Here is a 24,280-nt window from a genome sequence, read left to right as displayed (position 1 = left end):
AAATTAGCCTGATATATAACTACATAAATTTAACGAGTAATGAGGCCGAATTGTTACCAGATTGTTAAATTATTCTAAAAATAAAATCAAAAAAGCCGCCATAAGGCGACTTCCTGAATACGACATTATTTATGTGACAAATTGCGAATGTGATTTTGTAACGCAATCCCTGCTTTACTTTAATTTAATCTGGAATACATCACCGGCGTCCCCACCAAAAACGATAAAACCACTTTTCGGGAGCTTCGTCGATTCCGGATTGGTTGCTACAGAGAAGTCAACCATTTCCCCTTTATCATTATACACTGCATAACCTCCGGTCTTCGGAGAATCCACCGTGATGGATTTGTTACCCGATCGGTCGTCGATCGCATACCACCGGGCTTGACCGTTTGCCGGAATAGTCGTAATTCCTTTTTTTCCACCAAAGATTGGAGTAATCGCATCCTCTGCAATGTATTCCTGTCCATCCTGAATTAAAATCTCAGCGCCATGCTTCGTGTAAAATTGCAGATCAAATGCGTCTCTTCCGTTCATCACAGGAATCTGGGCGATATTCTCTGCGTTGTTCGCATCCATGATTTGCGTGCCATTAGCATAGCCATTTTTGGCATCAACGGAAAGGTTCTTGATCAGCATCGATGGAAGCAGATAAAAGATCGATGTTATTTTTTCATCCAACGCGTAATATTTCGAGCCGTCACGAGCTGTCCACTTCTCTTTGGTTGCTGCGTCAAGCGCATTATGATCCAATTTTTGATAATCATACGTGTTCATTACCGTTTGGCCTATGCCGGGTAACGTTATCATGCCTTGAACTTTAACATACACCTTGTCATTACGTTCCTTCACAAAACTAGCTTTCACACTGCCGTCCGTGCTCGTAAAATGTTCATCGCCTGTGTACACATAGTTCTGCTCCGGGATAATGCCTCCTAGCAAGGCAGGGAGTTTGAATTCACCATCCTTGATTGCTATATCAAGTGTTTCACCTACAGTACCATACAGACCTGAGTACGTATTCAACTCCGTTGGCATTTTCACTTTCACAGGTGGTAGGAATGTCTGATCAGGCTGAACATCGTCGATGATGCCCTGATCCTCGAGAACATCCAGCAGCACTTTGCTGGCAAACATCTGATTGTAGACGGAAGATCCACCAGATGATAGAACCGCCATTGAAATATCATGTTCGGGTATAGTGATTAACACGGCATGGTACAACATGGTATCCCCACCTTTGGCAAGCGCGGTAATCCCATAATCGCTGAAAGGTGCAAGGTCAACCGCGTCCCACCCCAAGCCATAATTGATCGTATTTTGCTCATCAGATACCCATATGCCCTTACGATACTCATGAGATTGCATGGCCTTCACAGCAGATTCGGACAGAATATCCGGTCTGTTCCCCATTAAAACCTCTCCGAATTGACTCAATTCTTCTGCGGTAGAGTACACTCCGCCTGTGCCGATAATGTTTGCATTTTCGGTAGGCATCTTCATCTCAAGTGTAGGCCAATAGGTTTCGGATAATTGCGCTCTGTCAAAGGAATCTAGTGGTGTCTTCGTTGATTCCAACTTCAACGGCTCGCTGATGAACTTGGCGATATATTCGCTGTAGCTTAACCCACTCACCCGTTCAACCAGGATTTCAAGCAATTGAAAACCGTCATTAGCGTAGACGGAGTATGCGCCAGGTTTGGATTTCAGTTTTTCGGACTGAAGTTTAAGCAATAACTCATCATGATTGCGGGTGTCATTATCGTCAAACAACATGCTGTTTCCATAATGTGTACCGTAAAGACCGGATGAATGATTCATCAACATGCGCGGTGTGATTTGAGTATAGCGCGCATCTGCCATTTTAAAGTCCTTGATATACGAAGTAAGCGGCTCATCCAGATCTACTTTACCTGAATCGACAAGCTTCATGGCGGCTGCCGTAACAACCATTTTGCTAACCGAGCCTATGCCATACATGCTATCCTTGTCTATTGGCTTCTGTGATGCCTTATCGTGCAGTCCGACACTATCTGATAAAATATATTCCCCTTCATCCATGATCGCATATTGCACACTGGTGACACCGTAGTTTTGCACCATCTCCTTGGCGATCTGCTCCGCCCGTGCCTCAATCGTACCGTTGTTATTCGCCTCTGCTCTGACATCTGCCAGCGGTGTAATTACAAGTACCGCTGTACATAAAAAACTAATTAGTTTCTTCATCATATGTCCTCCCTCAAATGTTCTTATGAATGAATTCATCATATCCGGGAAGAGACTGATCAAACGCAAACGGACCCTGAATGGAAAAAAACAACCCCTGAACGGCAGGTTCAGGGATTGTCGGTGTGGAACGGAAGCACAACCATGTTGTTAAATTTCCGATGCTGATGCTCAATACTCATATGTCCACCATATTTCTCGCACATTCGCGATATATTGGTTAGACCGATCCCATGGTACTCCGGATTGGGCTTGTCACTTTTCAAGTCAACGATCGGTTGCTCCACATGATTCATGATCTGGATGACCAGTGCAGTTGATGTGGAGTGCATGGCAATCAGGATGTATCGATCCTCGGCCTGTCTAACCTTCTTGGAGGCCTCAATTGCGTTATCGAGCATGTTACCAAGCACTACGCACAGATCGTATCGATCGATCTGGATATGTTGCGAGTGAAGCTGGATTTTGGTGTCGATTTTGATTCCGTTTGCCTGCCCCATAGCCAGGGTATTCGTAACGAGAGCATCAATGACCAGATTGCCGGAGTTCACCCTCTGGTATGCACCTTCAATCGTATTTAACGTAGACTTGATATGGTCACCTGCTGCCGCCAGTTCGTTACGTTGGATACATTCATCAATATACAGAAATTGCTGATTGATATCATGGATGATGGATTTAATGTTTTTGAAACTGTGAACGGTCTTCTCATAGTTGGCATCCTGGTAGTCCATCTGACGCTGTAACTGGCTATTTTCATGCGTGAGCTGTACCTTTTCCACCATATTATCGAATACATAAACAATAAACACATTGAGAAAAAGAGAGCCCAGCACAGAAAACACGTAGAATATGTTTTTTTCACTATAGATCGAGGCCACATTGATCTGATAGATCGTAATGATCGGCACAATGAGAAACAACAAATAATAACGATAATGCACAGCAAAACCTCTGCGCTTGGCAACTAGACGCACAATTTGAATAACAATAAACATGATACTGCATCCAACCAGCATCACTTTGGAGAGAATCCAGTAGTTTTCACCATTGAATTGTTCCCATGAGATGAAGTCTCCTGTGGATTCCAAAACTCCGAGAATATATACTGCTATCGTATTCGCCATAGTAATCAGGACTGCATATAGAATGGTAAAAACAAGCTTGATTTTGAACTCCACTTTATAGGACTGTGCCAGACTGAAGATTAATAGCAGAGCAACAGCAGTCGAAACAAGATCGGAGAAGGAAGATGCCAAATAAAAATAACCCAGCATAACAAATACTACGAAATAGAGTGCTCTCTGTGTCTTCCGCTTGGACTTGCCCAACACAGAATCAAAATAAAAATTCGCCTGAAACGCCATGAGTAAGGTCACAAAGATGATGGAAAAAATCATATAGGTATCCATATCATTGAATCCTCATGATCATGTATTTGGTATACGCATCCTTGACTTCTTTGACCTTGGATCGGCCTATGGGCAGTTCCGCTCCATTTAACATAACGACTTGGGTACCGGAAAACTTCTGAACATGCATCAGGTTGATGATAATCGAGCGATGAATCTGCAAGAAACCATGGTCTTTCAAACCAATAGCATAGCTGGATAAAATGCCTTTGGTCTAATGTACATTTTCCTGTGTCACAAAATTCAACTTGTTCTTGATTGTTAAACTTTTGACGACCTCAATCCAGAGAATATCATCATATTTCAGCAACAGTTCATCATAGTCTGATTTGATTAATACATACTTTTTGTCCAATGCCTGAAAATATTGACACAGCTTAATCATCTTTTCATCGAAAACTTGCGGCTGGATTGGCTTGATCAGATATTGAAAGGTGATGACATCAAAGCTCTCCACCATATATTCCGGATAACTGGTCAGAAACATAATCTGTACATCCAGAAACTTCATGTTCCTGATCTCTTTAGCGGTCTGAATCCCGTTCATTCCGCCCATCTCCACATCCAAGATGAGAATATTGAATGTGTCCCCAACCTCTCTGTAGTGTGAGAGCAGTTGTTCACCAGATGTGAATAGGCTAATTTGAAAATCAAAATTGGTTTTTAGAGATAAGGAGACCAGCATCGTTTTCACACGTTCTCGTTGCTGCTCCTCATCATCACAGATTGCAATATTGAACATGGGGGAACATCCGCCTTTCATCGACATCGACTCTGAATTTCACTCTCGAATATACTATTTTAGCATAGGTTTCGGAGTCGAATTGGGATGAAATGCATTATTCCGACCCTAAAACGCAGATCAACAAAAAAAGTCGCCACATTGGCGACTCTTGAGCTTGAAACCTTCTCCAGCCATTCCTATGAAAAGTCCGGTCTGTTATTTTGTTTTTTTGGGCACAGCATGGCGGTAATATCGTATGACCTTGCGATACATCGTCTTGTCCTTTAATTGATTGAATATATATGGGTCAGGTTTGACATTCACTTCAATAATCCAGGGTTTCAGACTGTGGTCAAGGCCGATATCCACGCCGATTTGCTTTAGATACGGGTACTTTTTTTTCATATGACGAGCTATGCGCAGGCTAAGCTCATTCATCTCCTGAACCAGTTCATTCCTGCGTTTTGTGGATGCATGTGATTGTAGCAGCTTGTGAATATCCATCGGTGTACCACCACTATGATAATTGGTTACGATTTTCTTTGGATGACCCAGTCGGCCGATGATTCCGGTAGCTTCCCAATGTTTGGTCGGGCTTAGCTGTATCATGACTCGGATGTCAAAACGTCTGTTATTGTGCTTAAGAAGATGGATTCCTCTTTGAATCAGATAACTTCTTTTATTCACCAAGCGAGTCAGACTGCTGTAAAACGATTCAAAGCTGTCAAACGTCAGACGTTTTTGCTCTATCTGATAGACAAAATGTTGATGACTTTCCATCTCGGCCTTAATAACACCCATCCCGAAAGTACCTCTCTCGGGTTTGACATAGACCATTCCATATTTGCTGATCATGGATTTCAGATTCGTTTTGTTATATTTCTGTGTGTCGGGGATAAACGGTTTAATTAATTCATTATTAATGATTAATTTTGTTTTTAACCACTTGCTTCTTAACGGCTGCAATTTATCAACTCCCATGTCGTAAACTCTCCCTTCAGCAACCGCATCATAGCCCGCTGTTTGATCAAGATCCTGCATGCATTATATGTAATTCCGATAAAGGAACCCTCCACAAAAGCCCCTATTCGTAAAAATGTATATTTGCACATGCCCTGACCAAAACACTTTTGCACACATACCATATAATGAGTCATCACGATTTGTGCAAGGAGTTGAGAAGATGTCCGTCCAGCCTGGAATCCGGTTGAATAATGCGCCTAAGATTGATGTTCTTATACCAGCGATCGAGAAAGATTTGGCTACCCTTCCCCTCGTCATTGATAACATTCGCCGTTATGTAAATCATCCCATTGGAAGCATATATATTGTTTCTCCGGTCAGCGCCAAAATCAGAAAACTTTGTTCCCTTAAAAACTGCATTTTTGTTAATGAGCGATCCGTCCTGCCTATAACCAAAAACGAGATACACTACCAGTCCTCCCGATGGAATCGGTCAGGCTGGTTATATCAGCAGCTGCTCAAAATGAACGGAGATTCCATTGTGAAGGCAAAGTACTTTCTAGTCATGGATGCAGATACCGTACTGATTAAACCTCATTCATTTCTTGTAGAAGGCAAAACAGTCTTTTACTGCCGTGACTGGAGCCAACCGGAATATTTCAATACCTACCGCAAGTTGTTAGGCATGAAAGCTCCGCGTCCCCGCTCTTTTGTCACCCATTATATGCTGTTCGACAAATCGAAACTCGCTGCCTTAAAACAGAAAATTGAAGCGGTTCATAAGCTGCCATGGTACAAAGCGATCATCTCCAATATCAATAAGAAGAAACAGTTTGGATTTTCCGAGTATGAAACGTATGCCAATTTTATGTATACGAAAAACCCAAGCAGCATGGTTCTTAGAAGTTCCAAGAATAAAAGTCTGAATGTGAATGCTTCTTCGTTAAAAGAACAACAAATCCGCAATCTGGCTCTTAAATACCGTTCTCTTTCCTTTCATAAACGGAAAATCTATAGTAAAGCTCCCTGAGCTTAAGGAGGAAGCCCATGCATATCGTACTGCTGTGCGGCGGCTCTGGCAAAAGGCTCTGGCCTTTATCCAATGAGCTTCGCTCCAAGCTGTTCATAGATATACTTCCATCACCCGCTGGAGGCAGGGAATCCATGATCAGCAGAGTATGCCGCCAGCTTGACAGTTCATCCCTAACGGATTCAACACTCATTATTTCACATCAGGATCAGGCTAATATTACGGCACGACATACTCAAGGCAAAATACCAGTCATTGGGGAACCTTATAAACGAGGTACTTTTACTGCGGCGGCCTTAGCGACGTTATATCTGCAATCCTTCCGAATGGCCAAGGATGACGATGTAATCTGTATCGCGCCAGCTGATGTGTTCGCAGGTGAAGATTTTTTCAGCAACTTCCAATTACTGCCGGACATATTGAAACATTCTCAAGCCGATATCGCTTTAATTGGGACAAGGCCTACACATGCTTCAGAACAGTATGGATACATCCTGCCGGGTGGAGAAGAACGTAATGCTTATGCGCCCATAACACAATTTATAGAAAAACCCGAAGCCACCATTGCTGAAACTCTGCTACAACGTGGGGCACTGTGGAACTGTGGTGTGTACGCATTCACCGTCGCGTTTATGATATCCCATATTAAAAAAATGGGGCTTCCGGTTCATTATGATCAATTGTCGTCCCTGTATGAAGCGTTGCCTGAACGCAGTTTTGACAAGCATGTTGCAGAAAAGGCGCAGCGGGCCGTAGTCCTGCCTTATAAGGGAGTATGGCAGGATATCGGAAGCTGGGATACGCTGTGCGAACAGTTAGATACCCATGTAATCGGACACGGTGGAATCTCGGGTTCTTCCTCCGATTCCTATATTATTAACGAACTTCCCTACCCCATCCAAGTCATTGGCGTGCCAGGTATTATCGCTGCCGCAAGTCCGGATGGCATTCTCATTGCCAACAAAAATAATTCAAATGAAATTAAAGCGCAATTGGGTAACTTGCCATTAAAACCGATGTATGGTGAAGCAACCTGGGGCAGTTATCGTGTCATTGAGAGTTCGTTAGACGATGAGAATACAACTGTAACCACATTAAACATAACGGTTCTACCAGGCAAACATATCGGGTTGAACTGGCATAGAACTGGGTGTAGAGCATGGACCGTGCTTGCAGGCAGTGGGCAAGTGCTTGTCAACGGAAAGGTCATGCAAGTGAATATGGGCACTCAGTTCGCGATTACCAAGGAGAGTCTCTTTTCTATTCTGGCTGAAATCAGGATGGTGATCCTTGAGGTCCGGATCGGAGTAACAGAGGATAAAGACAACATACTTTTTGAAGAAAAAGATTGGAATGTAATCCTAAAAAGTGCAGGTTCATCTAGCGCTTAACGGAGAATGAACCGATTCAATCTGCATGTCTTATAGCCCCTTCCATTTGCGGAAGGGGCTATAAAACATAATTAAGGGAAACCTGACACTTCTTCTCCCTATATCTTAGTTAAACAACTTGCGAAGTTCCTCTACTTCCAGACGTGCAACGGGCTGGTAAGCGGAACTTTGTACATAACGCTGGAAGCTGTATAACAACTGTCTGCCCTCCAATGTAGTCATCAGACGCTCCAGATTCAGCGCTCCCATCAGCACTCTCCCCTTCCGGACCCGACACTCCATCAACAGGCCGAGCTTGTGGTTTCGCTCAAAATTATCAATGGTCTGCACGATCGGATTCAAGTCTTTATCCAACTCATCCAAGATGATCGATGACGACTCGGACACGATGCTCCACCACGGATAAGTTGAGTGCTCCTCTGTGACAAAATGGTCGAAGGCCGGATGATCCTGTTGAATTAACAAGCCCATTGTGCCCACAGGAACTTCTCTTTTCATATTCTCCGAGATGGATCGGAACATAGGGTAAGACCAGAAATCGGTGCTATAGAAACCTTGAATCGCGTGTTGAAGCTGATTGGGATTCGGGAAAAGTAAAATATCCTCGCCCTGCTCAAGCAGCGCCAACGCCTGCTCCGAGAGTTCGGTAAATAGATTCAAACCGCTCAGGTCCACTTCCTCCTGACTCGGGTAGATCCACAGGTCGTAAGACTTACGGATATCCGTACCCGGAATGGACAGTCTAAGCTCCACTTTGGTCATATTGGAGACTTCAGGAATGCGAATGCTGAGATCCGCGACATTCACATAATGTTCTCCATGGGTCGCTGGCAGGTCTGTTTTCCCTTCCAATAGGACGCTTCCTTCGATCTGCTCGCTTTGAATTTCCCACTTCAATTGAAGTCCATCCAATGCTTGTCTCCGGAAGTAACTTAGTTCAATGCGTGCTTCGAACAATTCACCCGCTTGATAATTATATTTGGGGAATCTCGCGAGCAGCACAGCGTCGGAACAAAACGTTCTCCAATCCTCAGGTGTAATCATGCCTTTGGAATCCATGAATGCGTCCAGTACACCCACCAGCGCTGTTCCCTGACCACTGAAATCCTGAAGATCCAGCAGCTGGAACCCGGCTAGTTGCTGCGAACGAAAGGCAGCTTCCAGTTCTTCCTTGTAACATGCTACCGCGAGTTTACCAGAGGCTCTGAAGTATGCTTCCGCCAGATGTCCCAACCCTCTGGCATTCAGACGCTCTCGAAACACTTCGAAATTCTTTGCTTTGAGAGAACCCGTATACTTGTTGATCTCCTCGAAATTAGGAAACGTGGCGTACTGTCCTATTTCATGCGAGATGATTGGTACGTGTGAGACAAGTTGGTCACTTCCAGCTTCGGCCTGCACTGTTTTGGAACCTGTCCCATACTGAATCTGAATCTCTTTGTCCCCAGTCTGACCAGAAGGGTCAGCATCGCTGCCTTGCTCAGGTACAATGTTTGAATCGTAATCTTTCAATGTATTTGGCAGGTCGGTCTGCACGTGACCGAGCGGAGCATCACACATCGCATATGAACCTCTGAACAGGCGCTCTTTGGAGAAACGAACCCCGCAGAAGAATTCACTTTCCTCCAGAATGTCCGGCACAAACTGAAAGTTATTCGAACCTTCGGTGTATAGATGACGATGATCATATGCTTTGTATGCCTTCAGGATCGAATTCAATCTGTCCTTGCTTCCCCATAGTTCATTCCCCATGGACATCATGACAAACGAAGGATGATTACCAAAAGCACGCAGCATCGCAAATCCTTCGCTAATCAAGTAATCCTGCTCGGCTTGATTATGCCCATCTGAAGATTCATCCGTAATGGTTCCCCAGAACGGAAGCTCAGGCTCCATGTAGATGCCTAACAGATCCGCTGCAATAAAAGCAGCCTCCGGAGGACAACAGGTATGGAAACGGTAGTGATTGATACCGTACGACTTGGAAATGCCAAGAATGCGAAGCCATTCATCCACATCTGTTGGCGCATATCCCGTGAGCGGAAAGATCAGCCCGTCATGTTTTCCTCGAAGAAACGTTTTGCGACCATTAATGGTGAATTTGTCTCCAGCAGCCCGGAATTCCCGTAATCCCGTCCATACTTCGGTGGAATCCAGCACTTGGCCGTCCTGATCTTGCAGATGAATATGAAGTTGGTACAGGTTAGGTTCATCATCACTCCATAACATCGCATCTTCGCCAATCTTGTACGTCAGCTGGATTTCCTGCGAATCCGGGGCGAAAATCTGTTCCTCGGTCGTATACACCGGATCTGCACTGACTGCAACAGCCGAAACCACGATTCGTACTTCTTGCAGGTCACCAACAAGTGCTGCCTTGATCTCGAAAGATCGAGTCGCAAGATCGGGATAGACCTGAACATTATCCAGGAAAACACGCTCGAAAAATTGAAGTTCCAATTTCCCGGTGATGCCGTTCCAATTCGTCTGCGTGTCTTCGGATGTAAGGTGACCACCTTTGGTTGGATAATTGGTATTGTCCACTCGAATGGTAATTGTATGAGTCCCCGCGGTTAGCCCTGCCTCAATCTCGTAACGGTGAGGTGTGTTCAGACTGTTTTGTGTTCCGCATTCCACCCCATCGATCCAAACTGTGGTTACTCGTGTTCGTTCCAGATGCAAGAAGCAACATTTGCCAGCCAAGTGTTCGGGAATTTCAATCTCTCGTGAAAACCAGGCATAACCCTCAAATAAGTACTCATCCGTCAGCGCACCGATTAACACATTCTCGTTTTTCTTGCCCTTGGCCGCATGAGATGTAGTATTTGGCAATGTAATAATGTCTGAGAAATTCAGACCACGTTCCACCTTATGTTCATCGAGTTGGAGTTTCCAAACCCCTTCCAGATTTATTGCAGCTATCATGATAGTGTCCCCTTTTAGATTCATATAATCAAATAAAAGTAATCGCTTCCAATGCACAGAAATCGTTTTCGATAAATCATACCTGTATTATAAACTCGATTGACGCCCCTCGCATAGATCATTTACAAATAAAAAAGTCGCCAATGCTGGCGACATCTTATGGATACATATCCTGTATCCTGAACAATTTTAAAATATGGTGGGAACCATGCCCCCGTCCATCCGGATGGGAGAACCTCTGAAGGCTGAAGCATATGGGCTGCATACAAATGCAGTGAGTCTGCCTATTTCACTTGGCTTGATGAATCGCTGTAATTCGGACTGTGGCAGATTACTCTTCATAAAGTCTTTCTCTTTTTCTTCAAAAGTCAGTGCCTCATTAGGGTATATGCCCTCAATGATTTCTTGTACGTTTTCGGACAGTGTCGGACCTGGCAGGATCGTATTAATGGTAACCTCGGTCCCTGCTGTCAGTTTGGACAAACTTTTAGATAATGACAGCAGCATTGACTTGGTCATGCAATACTGGGGCATCTGGCCTGAAGGCATAAGGGCTTCTTCACTTGCGATGAAAATAATACGCCCGTCATTGTTCTTCACCATTTTAGGTAAATAAAATTGAGACAAGCCATTGGCAGCCAACACATTGGTACGGAAATATTTCTCCCACACTTCATCATTTATGTCTTCATAACTCATGATTTCATATATACCCATGCTATTAATTAATATATCGACCTCAGGAAATTTCTCGAATAAAGCTTGGCGTTGCGCCAGATCCACAAGATCAGCGGTAGCCTTTTGCGGAGAGGTCTCCGGAAAAGTAGACTTGATTTCACGAACTGTTCGTTCTACCTCTTCATCATTACGTCCATTAATCAGAACATGAACACCTTCTCGAGCGAGTTCTATAGCAATCGCTTTGCCGATCCCTTTTGTTGATCCTGTAACTAAGGCTGTTTTCTCTTTTAGTCCCATATCCATCCTGCATTTCTCCTTCTTGATTACAACTATCCGGCAGCTGTTTCTTGAACATTGCGAACAGCTTCATTCACTGGATAGATATAATATTACGCAGTCTGAAGGGCTCAGTAACTAGCATCTTGCGACAAAGTTAATGCCTGACACGCCAATTCGAAGGAGTATCTCCTTCCCAGGTCCGGAACGCACGATAGAACGAATTCTGGTCTTCATATCCAACCAGGAATGCTACCTCTTTGATATCGAGCGAAGGATCTGCCAGGTACTCCCGGGCCTGCTCACGTCTTGCTTCGGTTAATAATTGCTTGAAGTTTGTGTTCTCTTCCGTCAGTCGCCGTTGCAAGGTACGATCACTCATACAAAGCTCTTTGGCGACCGTCTGGATGTCAGGGCGCTTTCCTGTGAGGTTACGTTTCAAGATCCATTTGACCACTTCAGTAACGGAACGACTGTTCTTCTGTTCGTCCAGCGACCGATCCAGAGCCGGGGTCAGGATCTCCAGTAACTCCTCGTTATACGAGAGAAATGGAAGATTCAGATCTTTTCGCTCTAGCGTCAGCCGATTATGGTTAGAATTTGTATCGACTCGACAGCCGAAGTAAGCTTCAAGGGTATATACGTTGCCCATCGGTTGGGTGAACTCGACCCTTTTGGCCATCAAAGGCTGGCCTGTACCCCTCCGTCCAAGTTCAAGCAAAAATGCCAGTGTAATACCGACCAATAATGGCGGACCTGTTAGCTCCTTATGTAACCATTCGAGTTCAATGATACATTCCTCCCCTGCTTCGGTAATCTGCAGACTCTCGGGAGGACACATTTGCTTGTAACGGACCATTCGATTCAACGCATCACGATAATCACGAGCATGGTACATCGCCAGCACAGGCGGAGGATACTTGGATATCTCATATCCGGTTGCAAGTTTGATGATGCCCTCAGCGGTGTCCCCAATGAGATCAGAGTAGGCCTGCCAGATTGCAAAGTACTGAGATTGGGTCACTACAGGTTTATTTATTGTCTCAAGAGATAATTGTGCTGTGCGAGCGATGTCTTCTGCACCAATCCCTATTTGATGTAATCCAGCCCAAAAGCCTGGGTGAACTTTAATTCGATCATTCGGTTGAGATTGCATACATCCAGACTCCTTTAACTTTGTTCCATTTTTCATTCTGATTTCTAATTATAGAACGAATGTTGCTATTTTTAAATCTTACCTCAGTGAGCCATTTCCGGGTAATACGAAAACACGACTAACCATGAATGGTCCGTCGTGTTCAAGTCAATCATTCAGTATATTATGAAAAATATACATTTGTTTTCCATTTTTATAATGTTAGCTACTCATTCAACGCAGTTTTGATCAGGGCATTCACCCGTGAGTTAAACAGCAGACCGATATGGGATACGAGGGAAACCGAAACATTGTTTGCCCCGTTCAACCGGGAAAGTACTGGGGACACAATCGTGTCACTGGTGGAATAGATCGAAGTCACCTTTATTCCACTCGGAGCTGTCGTTGTGGTCAATCGATTAGCCCCGCCAAGGGTAATCAACTTATCCACTTTGGAAGAGCCTCCACGGTTAAGTATGTAATAGAGACTATTAGCTCCACCCATGCTATGAGCTATAATATTGACTTTTGTATGACCCGTTTCGCGCAGAACATCATCTACGAATCGACTAATTGCTGCAGAGTTCAACAGCTGGTTTCCTTGTTTGCTAGGAAGGTCAATCGCGAATAATTCGTCTCTTGTCCACCCTTGGCTACGCAAATAACTCTCAATTGCTGTAAAATTGCTATCTGAACCAGTCAATCCATGTACCAATACAATGGGTGTACGTGCCGTAGCTGCAGATGCCTTTGAACTCGATCCTATTCCAGTTATTGATAAGGCAAGGATCATACTCATGAATGCAATAAGTATTAATTTGGTCTTTTTCACTTCATTCACTCTCCTGTAAAATGTTTTATATTCCATATATTACAATCTAACATATGGAATATAAATGAACCTTTAGTCTCATTTTTACAGGAATGTCTAAAGTATACTACAACTAACATGATTACATTTTTATCAAACCTAGTTCTCTACTTCTTATCCTTCAACGATGTCTGCACGTAGATCCGTTGCAATCTCAATCATTTTGGGTACAATAGCTTCGTTAGAAATAGCTACATACAGATCTCCCATGTACAAACGAAAAGCAATCTGTGTTCCCTCAAGGTCCCACATAAAAAAATCCCCATCGATGGACATGGTGCTCTCTGCTCCAACAATGTGAAGAACCGATGAATAGGTGAATTCGGGCTTGGACTCGAAGTAGAGTTTGCATTCTTCCAGGGAGATGGATTGTTCCGCATTGCTTTCTTGTACGGACCGGGTAATTCGAAAACGCTGATTCATTGAAATGCCTCCACCACTTAATATATTTTTCATGTTCTACAGCATTATATTTTCTCATTTCCATCTTCCACTGTCAAAACCATACATGCTCTATTCTTCGAATTCATATATACTTAATACAGTGCACAACGAATTTCTACAATCAGGAGGAGTCAAATCAATATGTTGAAAACAGAATTCATTGATGTGCTATCTATAGTCTCACATAAATTATATGATTCGGCTGCTAATGTTATGGACACGGCAAGCAGGTTAATTCCTGCAAATACGTTTTGTATCGCTCAGTTGGATCATCTATCCACCAAAGTTCTGAACGTATATAATCGTGACAAACTAATTTTAGGTGAGGGACTTGTCGTTGAAAACGCCGAGTCATATTGTGCACTTGTGACTGAACATACCCAAGGTCCATTGGTAATTAATAACAATCTGACTCATCCGTTAACCAAACATATGGACGCTACAGAATTCGTAGGTGGTTGTTCATTTGTAGGCGTACCTATACATAATGAGAACGGAGAAATTTATGGCTCCCTCTGTTCGTTTGATCAGGATTTCTATTCCTATCAACAAAAGGACGTGGATCTGCTTCTCTCCTTGTCTTCATTCTTCACAGGTCTTCTTGAGATGGAAACGACACTGCAACAGTTAAAACATGCGGAAGAAACCGCTGCAAAAGTACTGGAAGAGAAGAAAAATCTCTTAGCCGTCCTTAGCCACGAAATTCGTACCCCGATGAATGGTGTTCTTGCAATGGCAAATCTATTGCAATCTACCAAGCTGAATGAGGATCAATCGTTATATGTTAATGTCATAGAGTCTAGTGGAACCAGTCTGTTATCCATGATGGATCAAATTCTCGACTATTCCAAAGCAGAAGCGGGTGCGATCTCTCTGGAGATTAACCCCTACAGTGTCATTAAAACCGTCGACCATGTACTCCAGTTGTTCTCATCTGAAGCACAGAAAAAAGGTGTCCGATTATACGCAGAATACGATATAAATGATCATTTGATGCTTATAGGCGATCAGCAAAAAGTCCGTCAGATCCTAATCAATCTTGTTGGCAATGCGTTGAAATTCACGGAGCAAGGTGAAGTATGCATCTCTACGCAAGTATCTGCTGATCCAGAAGGTACACTCCATGCATCTTACGAGATAATAGATACGGGCATCGGCATCCCCCAGGATCGCCAAGATCTATTGTTCAAATCCTATTCGCAGATTCACGGCAACTCCGGAAAGTATGGTGGAGCCGGGCTAGGCCTATCCATCTGTAAACAACTCGCTGAATTGATGGGTGGGATTGTATGGCTTAAAGAAACAAGTCACTTGGGCAGTCGATTTGCCTTTAATATTTCCAGCGCGTCACCAACGTCCATGCAAATCTCTGAATGAGGAATATATTATTCTATCTGAAACAGATAGGAGGTATATACGTTGACACAATTTCTGGATGCAAGATCTTCGCAAAATGCTGCGTTGTTTAATTCCATTTCTATACCGATTCCAGTGATTAATACGCCTCAACTATTTGCACAGATTGGTCTGCAAACGGTTGGAGCTGGAGCCAATCCACGAGTTTCATTGAAAGGAACCATTACGGTGCGACTACCGCTTGCACTCTTTCAAGTCAGAATTACCATTGTTAGAGGCACCGTTGCTACGGATCCGATTGTTTACTCTGCTAACTTCACTTATGGTTTAAGCGGTTTCCTCAACCCCGAAGTTATTGTTTTCTCTGCCAACGACTATAATCCACCGATCCAGCCACAACTAACGTACACTGCATTTATCAGTACCAACCTGCTCGGAACGGTTCGGGTCGGTCCTGAGAGTTTCGACGGATTTGTCGTTTCTGATTAAAATGAACACCTCCACCCCTATACTCTTAATCTGTTTGTTCATAAAGATTAAGGTGTGGGGGTGTTCCAATTTACATTGAATCAGTTTCCAAAATAAACATCCAGCTTACCCGTGGGTGGTGTTGTGGCCATCCACACGGCTGCTAAATTATCTGGAGCATACGTTGCAGCAGTGATGTAGTCCCCAATCAGTACCGTTGGCATCGGAGAGTTACCATTGGGATTGAAAGATGTGGTTGTGATACGTCGATTGGCGAAGCTGGTCCCGCCATCAAATGATTCCGCAACAAAAACGTCCAGCAGGAATCCGTCAATTCGATTGGAGTAATAAATAACCCTGATCGTCCCTGCAAAAGGTGATACGGTTATCGACGGGAAAAAATTCTGTGTACCCGGTGGCGCGCCTGTGATACTGATGGGGTCTGACCATAAAAGGCCATCCGGAGATTCGCAGAGTAACACATCGGTATAGCCAGCTCGTGCATCATTCCATACGGCATATACGGTTCCACTGTTAGGTCCAACGGAAATATCTGCTCCCAGACTTAGATTGGTCTGTACCCGAAAAGCGTAATTCGGTACAGGTAAAGGCGATGGAGCTGGCACAACGGATGAGATGAATGTCGCCTGTCTATCCAGAGGAGGTTGATAGGTAATGCCACCATCGTAGGAAATACGCAAAAGTGCAGAAGGGCTGGCAGGCCCTGTTATGATGTAGCCTGCATAGACCTCACCCGAGAATCCAACAGCCAGCGCTGCCCGGTCATGAATTCCTCGCGGATTCGACTGTCGGTCAGGTGGCTCCCAGGTTAACCCCTGTGAGACCGACCGTTGTGTAAATATAGCGGAAGAAGTCGTGGCAAGTGGGGTATATCCGACATATGCATTGCCTCGATAGGGGCTACCAGGAGAACGGTCTACCGCTATGTAAGGCTCATCATTATGAACAATGGTACCGAAACCTGCCTGCACGATAACCGGTGGCTGCCACGTTAACCCATCGTCAAATGAGGTGTAACTTGCAATCGTCCCATCATTAATCCCGTTAAACAAGTGAACGGTAACGATAAAGGTATTTGGAAACGTATAGTCTATTGTTGGTGCTTCTGCTCCTGCATATCCTGCTGGTTGAGGAAGTATCGTTGTAGACCAGGTACTCCCTCCATCAATGGAACGATAGAATCCAGTCAATGTTGGTCCAGTACTGGTATCCACAGCTACCACGCACATAATATTCGGGTTCAACGTATTAACTGCAATTGAAGGTTCGAATTGGCTGCCTGCTAATGCTCCAGTAATATTCACAACTGCCATCTGCTCACCTCTCTTCCTTTAAGGGATATTTGTGAATCGGTCAATTAATGTCATCTCGGATTGGAGCACACGCTGGATGATCTGACCTGTAGAATCAACACCATATACATGAATGATAGTGCTTGTGGCGCTAAAATAATCACTTTGCACCTCGAAAAAAGCGGCGTTGATCAGTGGATAGATTACGGTTCTAGTCGCTTGAGGCAATAATTCAAACAGATCATGACCAATCGCAATACGTGCAGTTTGAGTAGTATCCCACCTGAAAACCTCAAGCTCAATATTAACGGGAGCATTAAGAGAATCGTTAATGCAAGTCACGATAAGCTGCGTGGACTGAGTTGCACCGGTGGTTGGATTGTATATAAAACCCGTAGAGTTTGGCAAAAAGCACACTCCTTCCGCAATATATAGTAAAGTATATTACGATTCTTGCCGCCAATATGACTAAACTTCGACTCTTATATTGGAACGATATGAAAATTTTGTTATGATACATATGCTAGATTACTAGATTACTTTTAAAGCAAGAATCTACTATTATGTACCAAGTTGGAGGAAACAGACGATGTTCATTAAGCGTGTAGGAAAAATTGCTGCGGTTACAGTGATTACTCTCTCTGTCCTTGGAAACACCCCAAATATCGGTGGAGCCTATGCTGCTCCGGCCATTACCGTTCAACTGGACGATGTCCCCTTAACGTTTGATGCAGCTCCACGCATGGATAAGGGTGTCACTTATGTTCCGTTTCGGACGGTTGGAGAGGCTCTGGGTATCGATATAACGTGGAACAGCAAAACGCAGACTGTAAAAGCAACGAATGCTGTAAAAGGTCAAACCACCGAGGTAGTATTAACGGTAGGCAGCACTACAGCAACCGTAAACGGAAAGAACGTAAAACTTCCTGCACCACCAGTTCAGCGGGAAGGACGAGTACTTATTCCATTAAGTTCATTCAGTAACCAATTCGGTGTACAAGTAAGCTGGAATCAGGCAACCAAGACGGTCTCTCTCGTCTCCCCACAACGCGAGATGCACCTGAGAGCCTTCTATGCATTGCAATCCTTTCAAGAAAAGGATCTCATTACTTCCATGAATTCTGTAGCATTTGGCTGGAGCCGCATTGATCGCGAAGGTCAGTTTACACTCCAGGGGGAAGAGTACCGTCTTCCTGCTGCTGCGGGTGATATTACGCCGCAGTCTATTGTTGCTGACGCAGCAGATCAGCGTATCCAACCGCAACTAATGGTATATGCATTGGACGGAAACGGCGAACTGACCAAAGTGTTGAGTGACACCAACCTGCGTCAGAAATCGATTGAAGGTATAACCTCTGCTGTTTCTGAACATGGTTTTGGCGGAGTTGTTCTGGATTTTGAAGGACTGGGCTTTAAACTGGATGCAGTAGAACAACAGAAGCTGCTCAATGCTTACGTGAAACAACTAAAGAGTTCCTTGCCCCAGGACACAGCTTTATCTCTGGCGGTACCCCCGCTAAATAGTGCTTATAAAGGTTATGATTACAAAACTCTTGCCTCTATTGCAGATGATCTTATTATTATGGCCTATCAGTATAATCCGGTTGGCACCAAATCTCAGGTACCTGAGCCAAATAGTCTTGTAGATCAGGCGATTCAATTAGCCATACAGGCCGGTGTCCCGAAGAGCAAGCTTCTGCTCGGGATCAGTCTAAGCAGTGAAACGCCCTCCTCTGTAGATGATAAGCTCGGTCTTGCCAAACGTTATGACCTCAAAGGAGCCGCGTTCTGGCGTTTGGGGCTGTTCCGTTCCTACAATACAAAGATGGAAGATGCCGTGAACGCTTCTGTGATCAAAGAATAGACATCTTTAAGTGGATGCAGCTCACTTAAAATAAAAGAAGGACCTCATCTTTGGTACGTAAAGACGTGGTCCTTCTGTTCCATATTCTCACTTCATTAATTTATCCACGCTTCCAAATACAAGCTTCATAACCTGGGTAGGACCAGGAAATCGGGGCTGAAAGAGAAGGATAATCCCAATGACTGTCGCCACTGCAGTAATCCCCGCACTCACTATTCTGGCTCGCTTCTCTTTGCTACTCTTCCACTCTCCATACATTATCGCAGCCGACAGCATCAAAATTCCAAGGATTGAGCCTATTTTCATACAATCACCTCATTTCTCAGGCTTATAACAGGAGCGATCTCTGTTCAATTTTCGTCCTCATCAGGTATCCCCTGAGGTCCTGTTGATTTTCCGGTACGTACTACATGTGCTTCCACTTTGACTTCCACGTCCATTTCAGGATAGATGGTTTCCCAGTTCTTCTCCTGCTTCTTCCATTGATTTGGATAATATCTACGAAATTCAACAGCAAATTTGAAAAAATCTGTGCGCAGCTCCTTCTGGGCCATCTCTAAAGCATCATGAGCCAGTGTTGTAAGCTTAGCTGACCATTCCTGTTCCAATTTAGATAACACAGCGGGATCAGTCAGATCGGCCTCCGTCGTATTTAACACCACTTCTCCCCGGGTTTGGATGTCGACCTTCATACTCCACTGTTGGTTTACAATCCGAGGTTTCAAGACCGTTTGGATTTCAATGGGCTGGATCGAAAAAGAACCTTTTAACGGCTTAAATTCAACAGGCATGATAATGTTGTTCAGTTCTTTTGCAAGTAATAATACACCTACACTTAATGGTTCTTTGACCGTCTTGACGTAGCGATCCTCCTTATACAAGCTCAAACCTTTTACATATGGCGTAGTTGTCAGTTTATCCTGATCGGGCTCCGGGGGTAAGATTAACATGCGAGACAAGATGACGGAGCTACCTGGACCTTCGATCGATTTACCTAGTTCAAGAGCAGTCATCCGTGTACCCAGCTTCATATTGGCCATTTCTCGCAACGATTCTGCAGAACTTCGCTCCAGAGGATCAAGCAAGGCAAGAATATCTTTCGCCGCCCTTTCGCTGGAAAAGACATATGCATGTTCCCTGAATTGAGGGTAGCGCAGGAAGAAATCGATGTACTCGCGGATACCGCGTTTACCGGCTTGCTCACTAATGATGATGACTTCGCAGTGGCCCCAGAACATATTCCGGGGAACCTTACGTTGTAACCGATTCAATGCCTCGGCAATTGTAAGTCCTTCCGCCGTTCGAATCATCGTAACCCCGCTTGGACTGCCTCCGCTCCCACTGCTATCTCCTGCACTGGCCTTTCGCGGAATGAAAATCTGTGAAGTCAGTTGTACTTTGCCGTCTTCGTAATCTATACCCGTAGCCAGCACAATAGCCAAATCGTTAATCTCAATGCGATCCCAGCATCCACTTAAAAGTACACAACACAATATTGGCATTAGTAGTACTCTATATATTCGCAAGTGCTCCTCCCCCATCAATCAGGTGTTCGCTTGATTCTTTCGAAAATGTGCCCACCCTTTCTTCAGCCATGCGACACCGTAGATCATAGCCGGAAGGATCAATAAAATGCTGATCGTATACAAGTTAGCTGAAGGCCCAATCAGACTAGAAGCACCCGATCCGCCGGACACAACCCAGTAGGCATATACCATGCATAGAAACGAAAGCGGCACAACGACGGGTTTGTAATCCTTCAAACCGAACCATTCTGCTGTGGATGTCGCAAAAATATAAAGAAAAACAGAAATCTTGACGAAGATTCCAAAAATCCAAACCGCAATAATCAGGGATTCAATATGTTGCAGAAAGTCTGCAATGGTTATGTATCTTGCAGCAATCATAACCGGATATACAAAGCTATCCGTCAGATCTCCAATTAAAAACAGGCAAAACAGATTGATTACCGTCATTGCGGTTGTCGTTAGTATAAGGGAACCCAACATAACTCGTGTTGTGCGTTTTCTACGATTGACATAAGGAAGCAAGAAGGCAATTACGATGTATTCACTAAACCATGCAGCAGGTCCAAGGGCTCCTTTAATACTAGGTAGTGGTCCGTTCTCCATGAAAGGGAATAATTCCGCTGGATTCAGTTCCCCGATCAATAGAATGAAGATTAGACTAAGCAACACGATAAGGAGGGTCACAAAGATTTGAGACGTGCGTCCAACTACTTCGATTCCTAGTCTGACATTAAGCGCACACACCGCAACCATCGTCCCCATTACAACGAATAGCGGAGTCCGCGGAAGTGCATTGTTAACAATGAATTCACCGTACGTCCGTATAATCAAGCCCGTCAAATGGGGCAAAAAAATGATATATACCAATCCTATTAATTTTCCAGAGATACGCCCCGCAATCGATACACTCGATTGAATGAGCGTTTTTCCGGGGTACAGGCGATCCAGTCCTATAGAGATCGCTACCGCTGCAATACCAATAATGGAGCCTATAATCGGAGAGAGCCACATGTCATGACCTGCATAGTGCATTGTAATTCCAGGAACAGACAAGATGGCTGTTGCGAGAATGGCAGGAAAGATCATGAATGCCAATTGAGTCTCTGATATTTTTCCTTTGTCAGTTAACATGTGTAATCCCGCTCCCTTGATTGCTTGAGTATGAATTGTTCTAGTCCGGTTTGTTCCTTGGTGCTGGACGCCACCATACATCCTTGAGTTCCTTGCTCATCGTAGGGGCTACTGGTGACAGATAAGGTGTTCCGAATGAACGAAGACTGCTCAGATGAATGACAACCAGGATGACTCCCAACATGACACCTGTGAGTCCCAGCGTTCCCGCCAGAAACATCATAGGAAAACGCAGTAATCGGGTCGCGATGCTGGCAGCGTAGCGAGGAATCATGAAAGAAGCGATACCGGTTATCGCAACAATGATAATCATGGGGGCTGACACAATTCCGGCACTCGTCGCCGCTTGCCCAATAATTAAGGCTCCCACAATACTGACCGCTGATCCGACCTGCTTTGGCAAACGGACGCCAGCCTCCCGCAGTGCTTCAAAGGCGATTTCCATAATGAGCGCTTCCACCAATGCAGGAAAAGGGATCTCTTCTCTCGCCCGTGCAATACTGAGAAGTAATACGGTAGGAATCATCTCCTGATGAAACGTCGTAATCGCAACATAAGCAGATGGAAGCAGCATGGATAACACAAAAAAAATGTATCGCAGCCAGCGTACAAAAACACTCATAAACACATTTTGATAATAATCTTCGGGGGATTGTAACATGGAAAAGATGGTCACTGGCGCGATAAGGGTGAAAGGCGTTCCGTCCACAAGAATAGCAAACCGACCTTCCAGCAAGTTGGAAGCGACAACATCCGGACGCTCCGTCGCAATCATCTGTGGAAATGGGGAGTATCGCTGATCAACAATGCCTTCTTCAATGTACTGACTCTCCAGTACGTCTCGAAGCTTTAAATCTGAAAGTCGTTTTTTCACTTCCTTTACCAGTTTGGGGTCAATAATCCCCTCCATGTATACAAGTGAAATACTGGTGTTGGTACGATCTCCCATGTTACGTGTATGAATCTTCAATGCAGGTGTCTTGAGACGTTTGCGCAGAAGAGACATATTCATGGTCAACGATTCTGTGAATCCATCTCGTGCACCGCGCACTGTCGATTCAGCTAATGGTTCCTCGGTTGAACGATTTTCAGCTTTGTATAGAGGGTATGTAGTTCCAGTCATTGAACCTTCCAGCAGTAACAAAGCTTCCCCCTCTAATATCGCCTGCACCGCCTGAGTGGTTGTATCAACACTTTTAACAGAAGCCAGAGGAACCTGCGCAGCTTCAATCCCCATCTCCTGAAGAGGCGTTAGTACCTGTCTCTCCAGCCGTTCTGTATCGCATAAACCAACACAATATACGCATAGCGCTGAAGTATGGCATGCGGTTTGAAATGTATGAAACACAACATCCGAGCAACCTGCAAAAACAGAGCTTAACATTTCTTGATCAACAGCAAGATGTCCGGTTAACGGCAGGTTCTGTTGTGTTATCAGTGATGTGTCCATACCGCCCTCCCCTTTCTGTGCATGCTGCGTCCAGATATTCTCAGTTAAAGGTATCCTTTACTTATAAGTTGGGATATATACGCAAAATAGTGAATAGCAAAAAGAGCCGCCCTCTTGAGCGACCCTGATGATATAGAATGCTGTTCATGCCTATGAATACGGATATGTTGCTCTTTGCTATACCCTATTTTCTAGTTATCACTATCCTTTTACAGCACCCAAAGCAACACTTCCGATAATCTGTTTGGAAAACACAGAGAATACAACAATAATAGGCAGGATTGAGATTGCTACGCCCAAATACAAGAGCCCATAATCCATCCCATAGTAACCCTGCACTAACGCAACCAGTACTGGAAGCGGGTATTTATCCAGAGAGAAAAACAGAACAAGCGGTGTTAAAAAATTATTCCATGACCCAATAAACGTGAATATGCCAAGAGCTGAGATTGCCGGCCCCAGAATAGGCAATACAATCTGATTGAACGTCCGGAACTCACCGGCACTGTCCACCCGCGCAGATTCAATAATCTCATCCGGGATACTGCTCTCCATGAACTGTTTGATAAAGAATACATTAAATGCGTTAGCCGCCGCAGGCAAAATAATCGCGGCATAACTGTCCAGAAGCCCCAACATACTGAATAGGCGATATACCCCAATCAGGGCCAGCTGACCCGGCACCATCATGGTCGCTAACAGAAACAGAAACAACCAGTTCCGCCCTTTGAATTTGAATTTGGCAAAACCGTATGCGGTCAAAGCACCAATATAGAGAGATAACACGGTTGATGATCCAGCAATGAAAATACTGTTGGCAAACCCACGCCAAATGTTAATTTTGGATACCATGTTCATATAATTATCCACTAAAAACGATCCGGGAAGAAAGGTGAATGTTGAAGCAATCGTTGCATTGTTATGTGTTGAATAGATGAGCATCAGATAAAATGGAATAATGCACAGCACAGCAAGACCTATCAATAACAGATAGATGATAATCTTGCCTGCCGTCAGTCGCCTTGTGGTGGCATATTGCTGAATCGCTGCATTTGGTTGTTCAACTGATTTTGCAGTTTGCATAAGAACTC

The 24,280-nt window shown here is 44.3% G+C and carries 20 protein-coding genes and 1 pseudogene; 5 read left to right on the top strand and 16 right to left on the bottom strand.

All coding sequences use genetic code 11. The features are described 5' to 3' along the window. Positions 1–174: 174 nt before the first annotated feature. From ACETMN_RS14820 to ACETMN_RS14805, 4 genes and pseudogenes are all read right to left on the bottom strand, one after another. Positions 175–2,226, bottom strand: a complete 2,052-nt coding sequence (locus ACETMN_RS14820; protein WP_091016433.1) for a serine hydrolase domain-containing protein — start codon at positions 2,224–2,226, stop codon at positions 175–177. A gap of 110 nt (positions 2,227–2,336) precedes the next feature. Then, positions 2,337–3,638, bottom strand: coding sequence for an ATP-binding protein (locus ACETMN_RS14815; RefSeq protein ID WP_091016434.1), 1,302 nt, complete (start codon positions 3,636–3,638; stop codon positions 2,337–2,339). Between the two features lies 1 nt (position 3,639). Then, positions 3,640–4,380, bottom strand: a pseudogene (locus tag ACETMN_RS14810) (LytR/AlgR family response regulator transcription factor). A 198-nt stretch (positions 4,381–4,578) separates the two neighbouring features. Continuing rightward, the gene (locus ACETMN_RS14805) at positions 4,579–5,403 is read right to left on the bottom strand and encodes a YheC/YheD family protein (RefSeq protein ID WP_091016438.1); all 825 of its coding nucleotides are present in this window, start codon (positions 5,401–5,403) and stop codon (positions 4,579–4,581) included. A gap of 142 nt (positions 5,404–5,545) precedes the next feature. Here ACETMN_RS14805 and ACETMN_RS14800 point away from each other — a divergent pair, with 142 nt between their 5' ends. Beyond that, positions 5,546–6,355, top strand: a complete 810-nt coding sequence (locus ACETMN_RS14800) for a DUF6492 family protein (protein WP_091016440.1) — start codon at positions 5,546–5,548, stop codon at positions 6,353–6,355. Positions 6,356–6,372: 17 nt separating this feature from the next. Next, positions 6,373–7,746: a sugar phosphate nucleotidyltransferase gene (locus ACETMN_RS14795; protein WP_091016442.1), complete on the top strand. Its 1,374-nt coding sequence runs from the start codon at positions 6,373–6,375 to the stop codon at positions 7,744–7,746. 105 nt (positions 7,747–7,851) lie between these two features. Here ACETMN_RS14795 and ACETMN_RS14790 read toward each other — a convergent pair whose 3' ends face one another. The 5 genes from ACETMN_RS14790 to ACETMN_RS14770 all read right to left on the bottom strand — a co-directional run bounded on the left by ACETMN_RS14790 (position 7,852) and on the right by ACETMN_RS14770 (position 14,057). Then, positions 7,852–10,671 carry a glycoside hydrolase family 2 TIM barrel-domain containing protein gene (locus ACETMN_RS14790; protein ID WP_091016444.1) on the bottom strand — a complete coding sequence of 940 codons (2,820 nt, stop codon included), beginning with the start codon at positions 10,669–10,671 and terminating at the stop codon, positions 7,852–7,854. Positions 10,672–10,860: 189 nt separating this feature from the next. After that, positions 10,861–11,655 (bottom strand): SDR family NAD(P)-dependent oxidoreductase, encoded by a 795-nt coding sequence (locus tag ACETMN_RS14785; RefSeq protein WP_091016445.1) that lies wholly within the window; start codon positions 11,653–11,655, stop codon positions 10,861–10,863. A gap of 130 nt (positions 11,656–11,785) precedes the next feature. After that, complete coding sequence (locus tag ACETMN_RS14780) at positions 11,786–12,784, bottom strand: helix-turn-helix domain-containing protein (protein ID WP_091016447.1); 999 nt, start codon at positions 12,782–12,784, stop codon at positions 11,786–11,788. A 205-nt stretch (positions 12,785–12,989) separates the two neighbouring features. Further along, positions 12,990–13,595: an esterase/lipase family protein gene (locus ACETMN_RS14775; RefSeq protein ID WP_411157706.1), complete on the bottom strand. Its 606-nt coding sequence runs from the start codon at positions 13,593–13,595 to the stop codon at positions 12,990–12,992. A 153-nt stretch (positions 13,596–13,748) separates the two neighbouring features. Then, complete coding sequence (locus ACETMN_RS14770) at positions 13,749–14,057, bottom strand: hypothetical protein (protein ID WP_149846916.1); 309 nt, start codon at positions 14,055–14,057, stop codon at positions 13,749–13,751. Positions 14,058–14,219: 162 nt separating this feature from the next. Between ACETMN_RS14770 and ACETMN_RS14765 the strand changes: the two genes are divergently transcribed. Both ACETMN_RS14765 and ACETMN_RS14760 read left to right on the top strand, forming a co-directional pair. After that, on the top strand, positions 14,220–15,455 hold the full coding sequence (locus tag ACETMN_RS14765; RefSeq protein WP_149846624.1) for a GAF domain-containing hybrid sensor histidine kinase/response regulator: 1,236 nt from the start codon (positions 14,220–14,222) through the stop codon (positions 15,453–15,455). Between the two features lie 42 nt (positions 15,456–15,497). Beyond that, on the top strand, positions 15,498–15,923 hold the full coding sequence (locus ACETMN_RS14760; RefSeq protein WP_149846623.1) for a hypothetical protein: 426 nt from the start codon (positions 15,498–15,500) through the stop codon (positions 15,921–15,923). An 80-nt stretch (positions 15,924–16,003) separates the two neighbouring features. Here ACETMN_RS14760 and ACETMN_RS14755 read toward each other — a convergent pair whose 3' ends face one another. Together ACETMN_RS14755 and ACETMN_RS14750 are read right to left on the bottom strand one after the other, a co-directional pair. Further along, positions 16,004–17,236 carry a sialidase family protein gene (locus ACETMN_RS14755; protein WP_149846622.1) on the bottom strand — a complete coding sequence of 411 codons (1,233 nt, stop codon included), beginning with the start codon at positions 17,234–17,236 and terminating at the stop codon, positions 16,004–16,006. An 18-nt stretch (positions 17,237–17,254) separates the two neighbouring features. Further along, positions 17,255–17,623 carry a hypothetical protein gene (locus tag ACETMN_RS14750; RefSeq protein ID WP_091016454.1) on the bottom strand — a complete coding sequence of 123 codons (369 nt, stop codon included), beginning with the start codon at positions 17,621–17,623 and terminating at the stop codon, positions 17,255–17,257. Positions 17,624–17,804: 181 nt separating this feature from the next. On the opposite strand from ACETMN_RS14750, the gene ACETMN_RS14745 reads away from it, so the two are divergent. Then, on the top strand, positions 17,805–19,079 hold the full coding sequence (locus ACETMN_RS14745) for a stalk domain-containing protein (RefSeq protein WP_149846621.1): 1,275 nt from the start codon (positions 17,805–17,807) through the stop codon (positions 19,077–19,079). An 87-nt stretch (positions 19,080–19,166) separates the two neighbouring features. On the opposite strand, the gene ACETMN_RS14740 is transcribed toward ACETMN_RS14745, so the two are convergent. The 5 genes from ACETMN_RS14740 to ACETMN_RS14720 form a co-directional block, all read right to left on the bottom strand. After that, positions 19,167–19,385: a hypothetical protein gene (locus ACETMN_RS14740; protein WP_091016457.1), complete on the bottom strand. Its 219-nt coding sequence runs from the start codon at positions 19,383–19,385 to the stop codon at positions 19,167–19,169. Positions 19,386–19,429: 44 nt separating this feature from the next. After that, on the bottom strand, positions 19,430–20,581 hold the full coding sequence (locus ACETMN_RS14735; protein WP_188310549.1) for a Ger(x)C family spore germination protein: 1,152 nt from the start codon (positions 20,579–20,581) through the stop codon (positions 19,430–19,432). A gap of 42 nt (positions 20,582–20,623) precedes the next feature. Continuing rightward, positions 20,624–21,739, bottom strand: a complete 1,116-nt coding sequence (locus ACETMN_RS14730) for an endospore germination permease (protein ID WP_179198528.1) — start codon at positions 21,737–21,739, stop codon at positions 20,624–20,626. A 40-nt stretch (positions 21,740–21,779) separates the two neighbouring features. Continuing rightward, complete coding sequence (locus ACETMN_RS14725; RefSeq protein ID WP_091016462.1) at positions 21,780–23,189, bottom strand: spore germination protein; 1,410 nt, start codon at positions 23,187–23,189, stop codon at positions 21,780–21,782. Between the two features lie 201 nt (positions 23,190–23,390). Then, positions 23,391–24,272, bottom strand: a complete 882-nt coding sequence (locus tag ACETMN_RS14720) for a carbohydrate ABC transporter permease (RefSeq protein ID WP_091016464.1) — start codon at positions 24,270–24,272, stop codon at positions 23,391–23,393. Between the last annotated feature and the right edge of the window lie 8 nt (positions 24,273–24,280).

This window comes from Paenibacillus sp. M2 (assembly GCF_046713495.1).
GTDB lineage: Bacteria > Bacillota > Bacilli > Paenibacillales > Paenibacillaceae > Paenibacillus > Paenibacillus amylolyticus_B.
The sequence above is the reverse complement of the archived record's forward strand: the minus strand, read 5'-3'. Positions and strand labels throughout refer to the sequence as shown.

Coding starts and splice junctions, on each gene's coding strand:
- ACETMN_RS14720 (WP_091016464.1), bottom strand. CDS start 24,272: ATGCAAACTGCAAAATCAGTTGAACAACCAAATGCAGCGATTCAGCAA.
- ACETMN_RS14770 (WP_149846916.1), bottom strand. CDS start 14,057: ATGAATCAGCGTTTTCGAATTACCCGGTCCGTACAAGAAAGCAATGCG.
- ACETMN_RS14805 (WP_091016438.1), bottom strand. CDS start 5,403: ATGCAGGATCTTGATCAAACAGCGGGCTATGATGCGGTTGCTGAAGGG.
- ACETMN_RS14820 (WP_091016433.1), bottom strand. CDS start 2,226: ATGAAGAAACTAATTAGTTTTTTATGTACAGCGGTACTTGTAATTACA.
- ACETMN_RS14735 (WP_188310549.1), bottom strand. CDS start 20,581: ATGCCAATATTGTGTTGTGTACTTTTAAGTGGATGCTGGGATCGCATT.
- ACETMN_RS14730 (WP_179198528.1), bottom strand. CDS start 21,739: ATGTTAACTGACAAAGGAAAAATATCAGAGACTCAATTGGCATTCATG.
- ACETMN_RS14795 (WP_091016442.1), top strand. CDS start 6,373: ATGCATATCGTACTGCTGTGCGGCGGCTCTGGCAAAAGGCTCTGGCCT.
- ACETMN_RS14815 (WP_091016434.1), bottom strand. CDS start 3,638: ATGGATACCTATATGATTTTTTCCATCATCTTTGTGACCTTACTCATG.
- ACETMN_RS14745 (WP_149846621.1), top strand. CDS start 17,805: ATGTTCATTAAGCGTGTAGGAAAAATTGCTGCGGTTACAGTGATTACT.
- ACETMN_RS14785 (WP_091016445.1), bottom strand. CDS start 11,655: ATGGATATGGGACTAAAAGAGAAAACAGCCTTAGTTACAGGATCAACA.
- ACETMN_RS14790 (WP_091016444.1), bottom strand. CDS start 10,671: ATGATAGCTGCAATAAATCTGGAAGGGGTTTGGAAACTCCAACTCGAT.
- ACETMN_RS14765 (WP_149846624.1), top strand. CDS start 14,220: ATGTTGAAAACAGAATTCATTGATGTGCTATCTATAGTCTCACATAAA.
- ACETMN_RS14740 (WP_091016457.1), bottom strand. CDS start 19,385: ATGAAAATAGGCTCAATCCTTGGAATTTTGATGCTGTCGGCTGCGATA.
- ACETMN_RS14755 (WP_149846622.1), bottom strand. CDS start 17,236: ATGGCAGTTGTGAATATTACTGGAGCATTAGCAGGCAGCCAATTCGAA.
- ACETMN_RS14780 (WP_091016447.1), bottom strand. CDS start 12,784: ATGCAATCTCAACCGAATGATCGAATTAAAGTTCACCCAGGCTTTTGG.
- ACETMN_RS14725 (WP_091016462.1), bottom strand. CDS start 23,189: ATGGACACATCACTGATAACACAACAGAACCTGCCGTTAACCGGACAT.
- ACETMN_RS14800 (WP_091016440.1), top strand. CDS start 5,546: ATGTCCGTCCAGCCTGGAATCCGGTTGAATAATGCGCCTAAGATTGAT.